Raw genomic sequence first — 15,445 nt, 5'->3', positions numbered from 1 at the left:
TAGCTGTTGTTAATCCTGAATACTCTGGAATAGAGAATTCGCAACTTGCGTCTACATTTTCGGTAATGTTATCTACCGCAGTTAATGTTGGTATTATGGAATCTGCCAATGTTACATCGAAAGTTGTAGTGTTTGTGTTTCCGTTGCCGTCATCTGCCGTAAGGGTAATGGTTTGCACCGTATTGTGCCCACTAATTACAGTGCCCACAGTTGGTGATTGGCTTAGAGTTGCGGTTCCACAATTATCGGTAGCTGTTGTTAAGCCTGAATACTCTGGAATAGAGAATTCGCAACTTGCGTCTACATTTTCGGTAATGTTATCTACCGCAGTTAATGTTGGTATTATGGAATCTGCCAATGTTACATCGAAAGTTGTAGTGTTTGTGTTTCCGTTGCCGTCATCTGCCGTAAGGGTAATGGTTTGCACCGTATTGTGCCCACTAATTACAGTGCCCACAGTTGGTGATTGGCTTAGAGTTGCGGTTCCACAATTATCGGTAGCTGTTGTTAAGCCTGAATACTCTGGAATAGAGAATTCGCAACTGGCGTCTACATTTTCGGTAATGTTATCTACCGCAGTTAATGTTGGTATTATGGAATCTGCCAATGTTACATTGAAAGTTGTGGATGTCATTGCACCTTCTTCATCTGTTACTTTAACAGTAATTGTCGATGTGCCTGACTCATTTGAATTAGGTGTTAAGGTAATGACTCTATTTTCATCTGATCCTCCTAGGGAGATATTAGCATTAGGAATTAAACTAATATTTGAGGAAGTTGCAGAAACTATTAAATCAGAAGAATTAGATTCTATATCTCCAATAGTAAAATTTAAAGGACCCACTATAGCTGTTTCAGGACAATCAGTTATATTCGAAATATTCGAAATGGTAGGGCTTGCATTTGCTGACCCAAAGTTAGCATTAATGCTCTTGGACTCATCCATTGTAACCGTTAATGGATTAGTTAAACCTATTGCATCACCTGACCATCCTATAAAGTTATCACTTCCATTAGGTGTAGCTGTTAATGTAATCAATGAATTTAAAGTATAATTTGCTGAGTCCAATCCTAAAGCGGTATCAATGCCTACCGGTGAACTAACGACAACTCCTGAACCTCCAGTATTCACTGTGGTTACGGTTAAAGTCTCAGATGTGGTTCCTCCTGAAATATTTGCTTTGAAATCTAATGTGTTACCATAAGAGTAATTACCGCATAAAACTGGCGTTGAATCATATACCATCATAACTCTTAAATAAACATCGCCGTTAAAAGCTGATGTAGGGACTGTAAAAGTACCTGTAAAGGTGTATGATCCATTAACTGTACTGGACTGATCAAAAATTAACTCGTTAGCATCACTTAAAACACCATTTCCATTAAAATCAAACCAAATTTTTATATATTCTTGATAACTAGAATTTGTATTTACGACAATGCTTACAGGATAAGTATTACCTGCTATTAAATTAGTTAAAATTTCATTTGTATAGTCATAATAACCCGGTCCTGTATAATCTGTGTTTCCGGCTCGTGTGACACCATTAATTGTTACGAACTCAACATATTCACAACAAAAATTAATTGCTGTTGATTCACACAAAGGAGATTGAGCAAAGCCTTCATTCATAAAAGTAACTAAGAACAAAAACAAAAAAGTAAGTTTTTTCATAATATTATTTTAATATTTGATAGTTAGATTCTTTCCAAATGGAATTATTTTTTGTTAACTCAATGGACATTGGAATTGTTTTTTTAACATTATCTTTTGCATAAGTAAAAATATATCTAACCCAAGCTTTATTTTTCTCAATCTTTATGTAAAGGAACTTATAATAGGATTTAGTTGAACTGATTTTATCATCAGAGATCGTAATTATTGGCATACCTTCTAATTTTAAATGAGAAGATAATTCAATAGTTAAAGCTTTATTTAAAATGAAATAAGTTTTCATATTGTCTTTCACATCGGCAGGTATTTTATTTAATAAAGGTTGGAATCTTAAACATTGCTCAATAATCTGCTGTTGATCATTTTCTTGATTCAATCTAAAAGATTCTACATCTTGTGTAGAATTTACGGTAAGATTAGTTTTAAAAGTCGAGACTTGCGCTCCTCTTGTATCACCATTCTGAGCACATAGAATAGTTGTTGCACCTATGAAAATGGAGAGTACTAAGGCGTACTTAAGTTGGGTGATTTGGAATTTCATTAATTGATTTTTATAAGATTTAATTATTAGTAATACGTTAAGATATTTGGTTTTGTCGCCTATGTGATTAGGTCTCAATAAGTATAAGTTTTTGTGGTCATTTTCGTGCAAATTTAGTTTTTCATCTATTTTATCACAATACGTAGTTCTACGTATTTTATTTTTGGACAAAGTAAATTGTCGTTAAGTAATTATAGGTGAAGGGGTTTCTATTTTCATAAATACTTAGATAAGACTTTTTTTAGCTTGTTTTAAGAGTGAAGTACAGGGTTGTTCTCAGTTAACCATTCTTAGCGCAGAGAATGATTGTTGCGCCTAGGAAATAGGTAAGTACTAAGGCCTACTTAAAATGGTAAATTTGTAATGTCATTAATTCATTTTTATGGGATTTGGTTATAACTAACAGGAGTTAATTTCTTGAATTTCGGTTTTTTGTTCGAATGAAATCGCACAACTTGCATTTCAGCGTCAATATTAGTCTTTTCTCGGTTGCTAAAACTGATATATGTTCGTTTTAATTTAGAATGCCGTTGAACAGTTAATTATTAAACATTTTGTAACTGTATTTCGATATATTGAAATTTTTGACTTGTAAAAGTTTTTACTCTTAATAACGATTTGAAGAGAAATATAAAATATTTTAGAACCTTTCGGTAGGTGTTATCTTTTATTTTAAGATTAGGCAGAATGTGCAATTTTGGTTTATTGAGCCCAGTAGCACATAGAGTTCTTAACTTTACAGTATTGGTTAAAATTATTTTATTAATTGTGTGTGATAACGTGTGAGATTTGACCTGAGATACTGGCGGACTTTTTATCTAATTTATGGTTACATAATTTATCGCATTTAGAGTTTAAACATAATGTTTCAGCTCTAAATACAATTGAATACAGATAATTTTTTGTCCGATTTAAGTCGTGTCGACATCTTTATAAATTTGGCGCTTCCATTCTTTTTGAAGGCACATTATTTAATGGAAGATTCTTATTGGAGTAATAGCTACTCATAATTTATTACAAAAGACCTTTTTAGGGTAAAAGAACAGTCTACTTAAACGCACTCATAAAACCAACTCTACTAAAATAGGAAAATGATCTGATCCCATTTTTGATAAGCGTTCCAATCTTTTTAATTTAAATTCTTTCGTCACAAAAATATGATCCAAAGGCCATCTCATAAAAGGGTTTTCTGCGTTATAACTATTATAAAAACCTCGACCCACTCTAACATCATAAAGTACATTCTTTGTTCCTGTTAATTCATCAACATAAGACCAAACGACCTCGTTTAAATCTCCTGCGACTATAACTGGTAATTTTTGCTCACTAATTTTTTTGCCCAAATTTTTTAACGCATTTTCTTCCTGACCGGCATTGTCGGGCAAATCTTTAAAATGAGTGGGAGGGACCGGATGCACTGAATAAAATTTGATTTGCTTACCAGACTCGAGGGTTATAGTGCTTTCAAAAGAAGGAACATTTTTGTTGTTCAAGTAATGAACTACGAGATTGTTTAAGGGTAATTTACTGTACACAACCATACCATAAGTAACCGCATTAGTAGTATGCTGCGAATAGGGATAGTCATTCTTTAAAACTTTAAGGTTAGTATCCCACCACTTATCTACCTCCATAGCCAAAATTAAATCGGGTTGTTTCAGTGCAATCAATTTATGTAAGTCTTGAGCATTTCGATTTGTCATTTTTACATTAGTAATTAAAAGACTCACTTTGGTATCTGTGGCTACTACTTTTTCTGCGAATGGCACCTCTACAGAGACTAAACGCGTATAATGGATTAAATAAGAGCCATTAATAATTAAACCAAGTAACATTAAACTACTTAGCATATAGTCATACCATTTCCACCGCTTCAACGCAACTACAAAGAGTAGCAAGCAGATAAATAATGCGATGAATAATTGAATGCGTGGAAAATCAAGCATTTTCAAGTATCGGCTTTCTGTATTCCTCAAAATGGAAAATATAGAACATAAAGCCAAAGACAATGCTATGACACTAAAAACAATATATAGAACTTTTATTTTCCGTTTCATCTTTTTAAAGTTAAATAAAAATCCAATAATAGACTATAAATTTCAACTTTTAGTATGTTATATATATTAAATAGCTCTTCCGACTATAGCTTTAATCCTTTTAAAATTTCGTTAACTTCGATATATATATATATACCTAATTCTCACCTTTAAAACTAATCGTAGTGCTTCTTTTATCGACCATTTTTATTAAAGACTAGCATAAAGAATGGGGTAGACTGCAGATTACGGTTCTTGAGTTTTAAGTGTTTGTTAGCTTGTGATGGCTATTTTTTTAAAGGATTTCATTTTAATAAAAACACTAAGAGAAAGCACTCCAAAAATAGTAAAGCCTACAAATAGCGGTAGTGCTGTACTATTTATATAATAACCAATGACTGTAGCAATAGGAACGGCTAAAAGTGTTGCTGCAAAACCAGTAATAGCGGCGCCAATACCCGCAATATGACCGATGGGTTCCATAGCTATTGCTCTAATATTTCCGAAAATAAAACCTATAGTAGAGAACTGAATTCCCATAAAGAGTAATAAAATGGGTAAGCTTGGGTTGGCAGTAGACCAAAACAACAGTATATAAACGAACGCATTTAGTGTAAAAACGATAAGGGCCAAAAAGGATAAGCGACGCATTCCCAAGCGCATCACTAGCGTTCCGTTTAATAAAGTCGATACACCAATCCCTGTAGCAAGTCCTGCAAAAATGAAAGGGAACTCTTCTACTAATCCGTATTGATTTTCGAAAATGTGTTGTGATGCACTTAAATACACCATAAAGGCACCCGTTATAAATCCTGAGATTAGTGTAAATCCCATTGTTTCTTTGTGCTTTAAAAGCTCTTTTAATCCGCTACCGAACACGCGCCTTGTAAACTTGGTTTTAAATTCTGGTTTTAGTGTTTCTGGTTGGCGTCTCCAAAACCATATACAAACGATAATTGCCATTACCAATTGCACGTAGAAAATACCTTTCCAATTGTAATGATCCAATACAAACTTGCCTAATGCAGGTGCAATAACAGGAACTAAAATAAATACAGAAGTTACAAAAGACATTATTTTCGCCATATAATCGCCTTTATACGTATCGCGAATTATAGAAATACTAATGGTTCGCGGTGCCGATAAACCGATACCTTGTAAAATACGCCCAAACACCATCCACTCTAGCGATGGCGATAGCACACAAATAATACTGGCCACCACAAAAACAGAAAATCCAATATAGACGGTAGGTTTTCGTCCGAAACTATCTGAAAAAGGACCGAATACTAACTGACCAACACCTAAACCTAGAAATATCATTGTAATTAATAATTGATGCGACGCGGAGTCGTAAGTATTAATAGCAATTCCTATTTTTGAGATGGCCGGTAAAATGGCGTCAATGGTTAACGCGACAATAGACATTAATGCCGCCATTAAACCCACAAATTCTAAGTTTAGAGGTTTGTTTTTTTGCATTCCGCAAAAATAGCTTTTAAATGAAGGCAATTCATTTTTTTTAACTGCAATATTATGTTAAAATAAGACCCTGTTATAATATCTTTGTCAATGACGATGAAAGCTATGGAGCACGCAAAACCTTTATTGAATTATATTCGGAAACACGTTACGCTTTCTGAGGAGGAAGAAGTCTTTTTATGTTCTAAAATAGACTACAGGAAATACTTAAAGGGGCAGTATATTTTGCAACAAGGCGACATAAGCACGACGCAGTGTTTTATACTTTCCGGCTGCACTAAAATGTTTTTTGTAGATAATGATGGCCAGGAGCACATTGTAATGTTTTCGATTGAAGATTGGTGGACGTCCGATTTAGGGAGTTTTGTTTCGCAAACCCCTTCCGATTTTAATGTGCAGTGTCTTGAAGCCTCAGAAGTTATTCAGTTTCCCTATGAGACTATAGAATCACTTTTTGAGGGCATCCCAAAGTTGGAGCGCTTCTTCAGAAAAATTATAGAACAAGCGTTTGTCGCTTCCCAAAAACGTATCATTCAAAATTTTAGTCTTTCAGCAAAAGAACGTTATCAATTATTTCATTCAAAATATCCGCAAATTGAACAACGCATTCCGCAGTATATGTTGGCATCGTATTTAGGGTTTACCAAAGAATTCTTAAGTAAGGTTAAAAAAGAACTCCTCAAGCCGTAAAATATTAAACTAGATTACTATTTTTTTATAAACTAGCTTATTTTCTAAGATGTCTAAAGGGCATATCTTTGTGGAATACATTAAAACAAACTTAAATTTTAAAACGATGAAACATTTTATTAAAACAGGAGTAATAGCTGTATTAGTAGCTTTTTTAAGCTTTTCTTTTACTTCAAATACCGAAAAAAAGGTTATTAAAACAGAGGAAAGCCAAGTAGTTTGGAAAGGATATAAAGTAACGGGTTCTCACGAAGGGACTATCGCGATACAATCTGGTGAATTACATTTTGAAAATGCGGTTTTAACTGGTGGCGCTTTTGAGATAGATATGACTACAATAAGCAGTACGGATTTAGAAGGGGAGTACAAAGGTAAACTAGATGGCCATTTAAAATCTGATGATTTCTTTGGAGTGGCCAAACACCCAACTGCTCAATTAGTATTCACAACGGTTACTGCTAGTGGTAAAAACGCATACACTGTAACTGCCGATTTAACGATTAAAGGCCAAACAGCACCAGTGGATGTTAACTTTTCGGTTTATGGTAATAAAGCGACGGCAACGTTAAAAGTAGACCGTACAAAATATGGTGTACGTTATGGATCGGCTAGTTTTTTCGATGGCTTAAAAGATAAAACTATTTACGATGAATTTGATTTAGTAGTCGATTTAGTATTTTAAATCACGACTCACTTATCTCTGAGATTAAAAAGACGTTTTTAAAGGAAACGTCTTTTTTTATGTAAAAACACCACTTTTAAGTTTAAATTAGGCCTTATTTTTTCATTTAAAAAGAATAAATAGCGTTCTTTGTTAAAGAAATCAAGTTATGCTTAATATTAGAGAATACATAGAAGAAACGGTGTCGATAAGCGAAGAAGATTGGCAGTTTTTTTCCTCGAAATTAACACTCCGCTCTTTTAAAAAGAAAGCGCTCATTCTTGATATGGGCGAAACCGAAAATTATATTTCATTTATAGATAGAGGTATCGCACGATTTGTTATACCTAAGGAAGACGTTGAAAAGGACATTACCTTTGGCTTTTGTTTTCAAAATGAGTTTATTAGTGCTTACGATTCTTTTCTGTTACGCAAACCGTCGTTATACCAAATTGAAGCGCTAACCGCGATTTCAATGTGGAGTATTTCGTATGCCGATTTACAGGAGGTGTATAAAAAATCGGTTATAGGTAATTTAATTGGTCGCATATCTTCAGAGCGCTTGTTTTTAATTAAATCTAAACGTGAACAATCGTTATTAAACGAAACAGCCAAAGAGCGGTATTTAAAACTATTTACCGATCGCCCAAAGCTAATAAAAGAGATACCCTTAAAATATATAGCCTCTTATATTGGGGTTACCCCACAAGCTTTAAGTCGTATTCGCAAGCAAATTTCTTAACCTTGGTTCATTTGAAAAACTGAAAAACCTCCCGAACTTTGTAAAAAAAAATCGAATATGGAGATTTTAATATTAATGTTAGTTCTGTGGTACGTTGGTTTATTCTTTCAAACCTTCTTTTTACACCGTTATGCAGCACACCAAACCTTTAAAATGTCTAAGTTTGGAGAACGCGCTTGTTTTTTCTTAACTTGGTTATTTCAAGGTTCAAATTATTTAAGCGCTTACGGTTACGGTGTTATGCACAGAATGCATCACGCGTATGCCGATACTGAGAAAGATCCGCATTCACCAAAATACGATGCTAATGTGTTTACTATGATGTGGCGCACCAAAAATATTTATCAAGATATTAATAAAAAGCGTATACCAGTAGCAGAGAAGTTTACTAAAAACGTACCACAGTGGGAACGGTTTGATAAGTTTGCGAGCTCTCGTATTTCGCGATTGGTTTGGGGTGCTTTATACACGACGTTTTTCATTATTTTTGCAAGTGTTTGGTGGCATTGGTTATTTTTACCCGTAGCCTTTTTAATGGCGCCAATACACGGTGTTATTATTAACTGGTTTGCTCATATTTATGGGTATGTTAATTTTAAGGTGAGTGACACTTCTAAAAACTTATTGCCATTTGATTTCTTGATGATGGGTGAAGGATACCACAACAATCACCATAAACACAGCGGACGTGCTAATTTTGGAGTGCGTTGGTTTGAGGTTGATATTACCTATTGCATTATGTTAGTTTTAAACAAAATCGGAATGATACGCTTAAATAAAGCTTAACCGAATAAGTAATAAATAGTTAAAAAAGCAGTATGTAATGTACTGCTTTTTTTTGTTTCAAATTCTTATAAAATACTCTTATTTCTTATAGTTAACCGGTAAAAAGTAAGCTTTACTTTTATATAACATATCTTTTTTTTGTTCACAATCTAGTAAACTACAGGTAAGCTTACAGTAATCTTCTCGTTGTTAATTTGACAAACTAATAATTAACACAATACTATGAAAAGATTACACACATTAAGTCTTCTGACTTTGTCCTTTTTATCATTAGCATCCTGCAAGAGTGATGATGACAATTTTGGCGTTGAAGAGGTTAATGACACGACAAATTCTGTAGCACTGAAAGCACATTCTGTAACGAGCAATTATTTAAAGTTAGACCCTGCTTTTTCCAATGTCAAAATTTATCCTTTATTATCTTCTGAAGATCAATTGCCGGACTCACCAGATTTTGTTTATGGTTCTTTAGCCGATGGGGCAGGATTACTTAAAAATCGGGATGAGACGTTTACTTTAATTAATAATATTGAAGGTGATTATTCTATCGCTAGAATAACTTTAGATAACACTTTTAAACCGGTTCACGGGGAATACATTTTAAACGCAGAAGCAACCGCTTATACTGCGCAATGCTCAGGAAGTTTAATCACACCAGAAGAGCACGGATTTGGACCTATATATCTTTCAGGAGGTGAGTGGGGCGGTTCATCAAAAGGTGTATTTGCTACTAATCCTTATAAAGACGCCTCTTCAGCTTCCTATGCTAATATGTTAAGCGCGTTTGGACAATGGTCTACAGAGAATGCAGTTGTTATAGGTAAAGAGGCTTACCCTAATAAAACAGTAGCTTTTATTGGTGATGATCATGCTGATAACGAAACCCCTTCAGGACAATTAGGTATGTACGTGGGTGACCGCGGTGATTTATATGGTGGTCAATTATTTGGTTTACGGGTTTTAGATGCTACCGTTAATTTTGAAATGGATATGGCCGAAGGAGAATCGTATCCTATGGATTTTGTTCAGTTAGAAGAAACCGAAATTAATATGTTAGATGCTGAAGCTAAAACAAAAGGTGTTATGGGCTTCTCTAGATTAGAAGATCTTGATTGGAGAAGAGGTAGTGCTTCAGATAATAGAGAACTTTACTTCTGTGTTACTGGTCGTAAAAAAGATGCGCTAATAGATAAAGGTACCTTTTACGGTCGCGTTTATAAGGTGACTCTAAATGAAAATGATCCAACTGGAACAGGTACTATTACTTGCGTGTTAGATGGTGATAAACTAAACGGAAAAGCGAAAACATTTCATAGTCCAGATAACATTGTTGTAACAGAAAACTACGCGTATATCCAAGAAGACTTAAACGGCTATTTTGATACGGCTGATAAAACACACTTTGCACGTTTATACCAATACAACTTAAATACTGGGGCATTAAAAACAGTACTAGAGTGCGACCAAGAAACGGCACAATTAAATGGTGTTGGAACCGTTAATTCGCCTTGGGAACTTACCGGAATGATAGATGTTTCTGATACTGTTGGCGTAGAAGGCACCTTCTTATTAATAACGCAAAACCATGGTTGGAATGATCCTGCGTTTAACGATCCTAAAGCAAATGGGTTACCAACAGCAAGTACGGAAGGAAGTGTTATTCACATTGTTCAAGGTTTAGAAAGATAATATGATTACACCTATTTTTAAATTAAAAAAGACACATACTCTTGGTATGTGTCTTTTGCTTATAATATTAAGCAGTTGTAAGCAAACAAGTACTACTTACGAACAACAAGACCCTTTAGTGCAATTGGAAACCCAATATAAATCTAATTTAAATACGTGCTATTTGTATTTAGATAGTGTAAATATAGCCACTACCAAAGTCGGAAAGTTAGCCTATTTTATACAGTCTAGAAATTATTTTAAACGTGTAGAACCCATTCTGTCTTTTGTAGATAAGAACAATTATAAGTCTTTAAATCAACCTAATATTTTACGAGTACAGGAAGAAGATGCGACCGATATTAAAGAGAATGCTCCATTTGGTTTTCAGGTGTTAGAAGAACAGCTTCATGATGATACTATTTCAAATCAAACCATTACTAATACTATTAATTTTACTAGAAACCGGTTAGGATTAATTGCACAAAATACTACAGTACAATTACGCGATTATCACTTATTATGGTTACTACGCGATGCTGTAATTCGTGTGGCAGTAACAGGTACCACCGGTTTTGATTCCCCGATATTAGAGCGTTCGTTAGAAGAATCGACCATTGTTTACAAAGAATTAAAAACAATTGTAGAGTTGTACAAAGACAGTTTTAGTAATCTACAATTGTATAACCAATGGTTACGTGAAATAGAGTCTACGCTAAAGGGGTTGGCTACAGACTTTACTAGTTTTAACCGGTATGGGTTTATAAAAAACCATACACACAAGCAGTTAGAATTGTTGGTAGCGACCCAAGAGGATTGGGGGGCGGAGTATCCATTTCAACTGGCGATAAGTAACGATGCAACGTCGTTATTTTCTAGTAGCACGTTTAATCTGGAATACTTTTCAGATTATAAACAAACTACCGTTTATAAAGCAGAGAAAATAGCATTAGGAAAGCAGCTTTTTAACGACAAGCGCTTGTCTACCAAACAAAATCTAAACTGTGCATCGTGTCACCATAAAGACAAGGCGTTTACCGATGGATTACCCATTTCTGCGAATCAAAACCGAAATTCGCCAACCTTAACCTATGCCGCTTTACAACAAAGTTTCTTTTATGATGGTCGGGCTGGCAGTTTAGAAGGGCAAGTGGCAGCCGTTGTAAAAAACGAAAAAGAGTTTCATAGTGATTTAGAAACGATGAGAAAAGCGGTCGAAAACGATACGACTTATGTTGCTATATTTAAAAAAATATACGATAATAAAATAGATGGCAATACCATTCGCAATGCTATCGCTAGCTATATAAGAAGTCTAAATGCTTTTAATTCTAAATTCGATAATAATATTAATGGAGTAGAACATACCATTACAGAAAGTGAAATAAGAGGCTTTAATCTGTTTATGGGAAAAGCGAAATGTGCCACTTGTCATTTTGCACCTGTTTTTAATGGTACGGTACCTCCTAACTTTACAGAAACAGAATTTGAAGCTTTAGGCGTTCCAGAAACCACTGGAGCAATGGCAGAAATTTCTCCGGATTTAGGCCGCTATTATTTGTTTAATACCGATTCTAGAAAACACTTTTTTAAAACCTCTACAGTACGAAATGTATCGCTTACCGCACCGTATATGCATAACGGCGTATATAAAACCTTAGATGAGGTAATGACCTTTTATAATAATGGCGGCGGAAGTGCTTTAGGGATTCAATTAGAGCATCAAACGTTACCTTTGGATGCGTTAAACCTTTCCGATGATGAAATTAAAGCTATTATTGATTTTATGAATAGCCTTGAGGATTCAAAAGTCTAAGATGTTATTTTTAAGGATTAAAATACAGTAGCAATTTCTGAAGTTTTTTTTGGAGGTTGCTACTCTTATTTTGAATGTTTATGTATGATTTTTAGTTCACTTCGTTATTGTGGTTGACTAGTACTTATCTCAATTTCTTTACCCCAACCCTAAAGGGGGTGGGATTGATTTATCTTAAGAAAATAAGTAATACTGATTTAATACCTAGTTTTTAAGCGTACTAAAATCAGATTAGATTTTTTTGGTTTGTTTTAGATTAATAGTGTTTCGATTAAGTGTTTTATTTATTACTCTTTTTCTTTTTTGCATTGCCCAAAAAAGAAACAAAAAAGTCTAGGCTTACGACTCTCTATCTACATTTATCATTGTGCTCCTAAATTTTAGGAACTTGCTGAAGAAATCAGTTGTCAATTCATTCGTTTTGTTAGCTTAAACAGCTTAAAATTTTACGGTGCCTTCATTTCAAATTTTACAATAGATGCGCGATAGGTCGGGGTCGGCATTTGAAGATAATTAGATAGTTTTATTATATTTGAGACTTGTTTTTTTTAAAGTGCATTGTGAATAGTCTGTGATTTTATTTAGGTGCAAAGAGTGAGTGCTGCAGCTTTTAGATGGATAGTGTTTCGGTTTAGTGTTTTTATTTTATGACTACCTTTCTTTTTTACTTCATCTTAAAAACAAATCAATACTGATAGGGGGTTTTGGTGGTGTATTTTGTAGGTGTGTAATTGTATAGATCATTGTAAGTGTCTTTTGGGTTAAAAAGAGTATTAACCTCTATAACAAGACTATCTCATTGATAATAAACTTATATTTGCACTCCTAATTTTATACTATGAAATCTTTTAAAGAGACCGCACATACTTCCGACAAGAAAAAATCTAAGGTTACTATGTTAACCGCATTTAAAACTATTATTTGGCCACGTAGAAACTTAGTTCTTATAGGGTTGCTACTTATTGTTTTAAGTCGTTTATCGGCGTTGGTATTACCTTGGAAAACCAAAGCGTTACTAGACGATATTATTCCTAATAAAGATTTCGACCAGTTATACACCTTACTTTTAATTGTAGGTATTGCCATATTAGTATCGGCTGCTACTTCTTTTTTACTGACTAAAATACTAAGTGTACAAGCACAGTTTTTAATTAGTGAACTACGTGCACAGGTACAGAAAAAAGTCTTGTCTTTACCTATAAGTTTTTTCGATAACACAAAATCGGGTGCTTTGGTATCTCGAATTATGAGTGATGTCGAGGGGGTTAGAAATTTAATCGGTACTGGATTGGTTCAAATGGTTGGTGGTACTATTACTGCCGTTATTTCATTAGTGCTTTTAGTAAATATAAGTTGGTCTATGACGCTTTTTGTTCTTGTTCCTGTGGCTGTTTTTGGTGTGATTGCTTTAAAAGCTTTTGGTTACATACGTCCTATTTTTAAGAAACGAGGGGTTATTAATGCAGAGGTTACGGGGCGTTTAACCGAAACACTTGCTGGTGTTCGGGTTATCAAAGCTTTTAATGCTGAAGAGCAAGAAAATATAGTCTTCGAAAAAGGGGTAAACCGCTTATTTATTAACGTTAAAAAGAGTTTAACGGCTACTGCTATTATGACGAGTTCTTCTACCTTTTTATTAGGTATTGCTTCGACCGGAATTATGGGTATTGGGGGATACAAAATAATGATTGGCGAACTTACCACAGGAGATTTTTTATCGTTTACCTTACTGTTAGGATTTATGATTGCGCCTATTGTGCAAATGAGTAATATTGGAAGTCAGTTGACCGAGGCGCTGGCGGGTTTAGATAGAACCGAAGAGTTAATGAATATGACTGCGGAAGAGGATGATGTTAATAGAGTCGTTGCTTTAGATACCGTAAAAGGTGATTTAGTATTTAATGATGTTTCTTTTGCCTATGGTGAAGGCAAAGAGGTAATACACAATATAAGTTTCGAAGCCCCTTCTGGCTCTGTTACTGCTTTGGTAGGGAGTTCAGGATCTGGGAAATCGACCATTGCTGGGTTATCGGCTACATTTTTAAATCCGAAATCGGGAATGGTTACTATAGATGGAAACGATTTATCGACTGTACAATTAAGTAGTTTTAGAAAGCATTTAGGTGTGGTGTTGCAAGACGAATTTCTTTTTGAAGGCAGCATTAAAGAGAATATTTTATTTCCGAGACCTAATGCGACAGATGCACAGTTGCAAGCTGCTGTAAATGCAGCTTATGTTAATGAGTTTACCGATCGTTTTGACGATGGCTTAGAAACCTTAATCGGGGAGCGTGGTGTAAAACTCTCTGGAGGACAACGCCAACGTATCGCCATTGCTAGAGCAATTCTAGCAGATCCTAAAATTATTATTTTAGATGAAGCTACTTCTAATTTAGATACCGAAAGTGAAGCTTTAATACAAAAGAGTTTAAATAAGTTAACCGAAAACAGAACCACTATTGTTATTGCGCACCGTTTAAGTACCATTAGACGCGCCGACCAGATTCTTGTTATTGAAAACGGACGTATTGCAGAACGTGGAAATCACGAGGAACTTATAGCAGCTCAAGGGCGTTATTACGACTTATATACATACCAAGCGAAGATATAACAGAGGTAAAGCACGGTTGTAAAAGGGGCCGTATGCTTTTAAGTGTGCGCTTATTGTGCAGGATTCTCACCCTAGAAACTAGGGGAGAGATACCGCGCTATTATAGCGTAAGGCGCTCGTTTTAGTACTGTTTACGGTATTGCTTTTAGATTTGTAGTTATTGCTATTGGAGGGTATTGTTCTTTTTATGTGGTTGCACCCTTTATGTTCTGCTTTATTTTTCGGGTGTATTTTGTGCTCTATTGTTTTTGTTTTTTCTCCAAAAGAAATAGACGGCACTCATATTTATAAGGGTCATAAGTGGTACGTACACTGACGGTTTTAGCGTTGCTATATTAATAAGAATAACAATTTCTACTACCAGGAGTACTAGTAAAACAAGGGCAAATTGTAGTGCGCTATGCCGTCTTTTATTTTTTATGTGTAATCGTTTCATAAGTACGTTGTCTTTCTCGTTTTTAAGGATGTTGTTGGTGATGGTATTAGTGTGCAATATTATTACTTTATTAACGCTACCGTTTGTATTCTGCGTGTTTTTAATTTTAAATAGCAGGTTACATCTCCTTGTACACTATTAAAAGAAATAGACGCGGTCTTTATTTAAGAGCGGGCATAATATAGGTATTATGTCTTTTGTTTTTGTGTTTTACACTATAACTGTAATAAAACGGTTATACAATACGCAGAAGCACGACTTTAGTTAGTAGTCACGGTATAAGTATCTTTAGACGCGTTGA

12 protein-coding genes are annotated in these 15,445 nt (G+C 34.6%); 7 read left to right on the top strand and 5 right to left on the bottom strand.

Annotated elements, in window-relative coordinates; genetic code table 11:
* The 4 genes from ES676_RS10985 to ES676_RS10970 form a co-directional block, all read right to left on the bottom strand.
* Positions 1-1,675, bottom strand: a 1,675-nt coding sequence (locus tag ES676_RS10985; RefSeq protein ID WP_148370377.1) for a GEVED domain-containing protein, incomplete at its 3' end; no start/stop codon positions are given.
* Between the two features lie 4 nt (positions 1,676-1,679).
* Positions 1,680-2,216, bottom strand: a complete 537-nt coding sequence (locus tag ES676_RS10980) for a hypothetical protein (RefSeq protein WP_148370376.1) — start codon at positions 2,214-2,216, stop codon at positions 1,680-1,682.
* A gap of 1,061 nt (positions 2,217-3,277) precedes the next feature.
* Complete coding sequence (locus ES676_RS10975; protein WP_246124310.1) at positions 3,278-4,162, bottom strand: endonuclease/exonuclease/phosphatase family protein; 885 nt, start codon at positions 4,160-4,162, stop codon at positions 3,278-3,280.
* A gap of 363 nt (positions 4,163-4,525) precedes the next feature.
* On the bottom strand, positions 4,526-5,734 hold the full coding sequence (locus tag ES676_RS10970; protein ID WP_148370374.1) for a multidrug effflux MFS transporter: 1,209 nt from the start codon (positions 5,732-5,734) through the stop codon (positions 4,526-4,528).
* Between the two features lie 105 nt (positions 5,735-5,839).
* On the opposite strand from ES676_RS10970, the gene ES676_RS10965 reads away from it, so the two are divergent.
* From ES676_RS10965 to ES676_RS10935, 7 genes are all read left to right on the top strand, one after another.
* Positions 5,840-6,424, top strand: coding sequence for a Crp/Fnr family transcriptional regulator (locus ES676_RS10965; protein ID WP_148370381.1), 585 nt, complete (start codon positions 5,840-5,842; stop codon positions 6,422-6,424).
* A 106-nt stretch (positions 6,425-6,530) separates the two neighbouring features.
* Positions 6,531-7,106: a YceI family protein gene (locus ES676_RS10960; RefSeq protein WP_148370373.1), complete on the top strand. Its 576-nt coding sequence runs from the start codon at positions 6,531-6,533 to the stop codon at positions 7,104-7,106.
* A gap of 148 nt (positions 7,107-7,254) precedes the next feature.
* Entirely contained in the window at positions 7,255-7,827 is a 573-nt protein-coding gene (locus ES676_RS10955; protein WP_148370372.1) for a Crp/Fnr family transcriptional regulator, read from the top strand.
* Positions 7,828-7,884: 57 nt separating this feature from the next.
* The gene (locus ES676_RS10950; protein WP_148370371.1) at positions 7,885-8,613 is read left to right on the top strand and encodes an acyl-CoA desaturase; all 729 of its coding nucleotides are present in this window, start codon (positions 7,885-7,887) and stop codon (positions 8,611-8,613) included.
* 222 nt (positions 8,614-8,835) lie between these two features.
* The gene (locus ES676_RS10945; protein ID WP_148370370.1) at positions 8,836-10,302 is read left to right on the top strand and encodes an alkaline phosphatase PhoX; all 1,467 of its coding nucleotides are present in this window, start codon (positions 8,836-8,838) and stop codon (positions 10,300-10,302) included.
* A 1-nt stretch (position 10,303) separates the two neighbouring features.
* Positions 10,304-12,097: a cytochrome-c peroxidase gene (locus ES676_RS10940; RefSeq protein WP_148370369.1), complete on the top strand. Its 1,794-nt coding sequence runs from the start codon at positions 10,304-10,306 to the stop codon at positions 12,095-12,097.
* Positions 12,098-12,935: 838 nt separating this feature from the next.
* Complete coding sequence (locus tag ES676_RS10935) at positions 12,936-14,708, top strand: ABC transporter ATP-binding protein (protein WP_148370368.1); 1,773 nt, start codon at positions 12,936-12,938, stop codon at positions 14,706-14,708.
* Positions 14,709-14,922: 214 nt separating this feature from the next.
* Here ES676_RS10935 and ES676_RS14730 read toward each other — a convergent pair whose 3' ends face one another.
* Positions 14,923-15,144 (bottom strand): hypothetical protein, encoded by a 222-nt coding sequence (locus ES676_RS14730; protein ID WP_170234449.1) that lies wholly within the window; start codon positions 15,142-15,144, stop codon positions 14,923-14,925.
* Positions 15,145-15,445: the final 301 nt, after the last annotated feature.

The organism is Bizionia saleffrena, from assembly GCF_008086175.1.
Taxonomy (GTDB): Bacteria; Bacteroidota; Bacteroidia; order Flavobacteriales; family Flavobacteriaceae; genus Bizionia; species Bizionia saleffrena.
Note: the sequence above shows the minus strand (reverse complement) of the source record. Positions and strands in the feature narration are given on the sequence as shown.

Coding starts and splice junctions, on each gene's coding strand:
- ES676_RS10935 (WP_148370368.1), top strand. CDS start 12,936: ATGAAATCTTTTAAAGAGACCGCACATACTTCCGACAAGAAAAAATCT.
- ES676_RS14730 (WP_170234449.1), bottom strand. CDS start 15,144: ATGAAACGATTACACATAAAAAATAAAAGACGGCATAGCGCACTACAA.
- ES676_RS10940 (WP_148370369.1), top strand. CDS start 10,304: ATGATTACACCTATTTTTAAATTAAAAAAGACACATACTCTTGGTATG.
- ES676_RS10970 (WP_148370374.1), bottom strand. CDS start 5,734: ATGCAAAAAAACAAACCTCTAAACTTAGAATTTGTGGGTTTAATGGCG.
- ES676_RS10950 (WP_148370371.1), top strand. CDS start 7,885: ATGGAGATTTTAATATTAATGTTAGTTCTGTGGTACGTTGGTTTATTC.
- ES676_RS10955 (WP_148370372.1), top strand. CDS start 7,255: ATGCTTAATATTAGAGAATACATAGAAGAAACGGTGTCGATAAGCGAA.
- ES676_RS10965 (WP_148370381.1), top strand. CDS start 5,840: ATGGAGCACGCAAAACCTTTATTGAATTATATTCGGAAACACGTTACG.
- ES676_RS10960 (WP_148370373.1), top strand. CDS start 6,531: ATGAAACATTTTATTAAAACAGGAGTAATAGCTGTATTAGTAGCTTTT.
- ES676_RS10980 (WP_148370376.1), bottom strand. CDS start 2,216: ATGAAATTCCAAATCACCCAACTTAAGTACGCCTTAGTACTCTCCATT.
- ES676_RS10975 (WP_246124310.1), bottom strand. CDS start 4,162: ATGCTTGATTTTCCACGCATTCAATTATTCATCGCATTATTTATCTGC.
- ES676_RS10945 (WP_148370370.1), top strand. CDS start 8,836: ATGAAAAGATTACACACATTAAGTCTTCTGACTTTGTCCTTTTTATCA.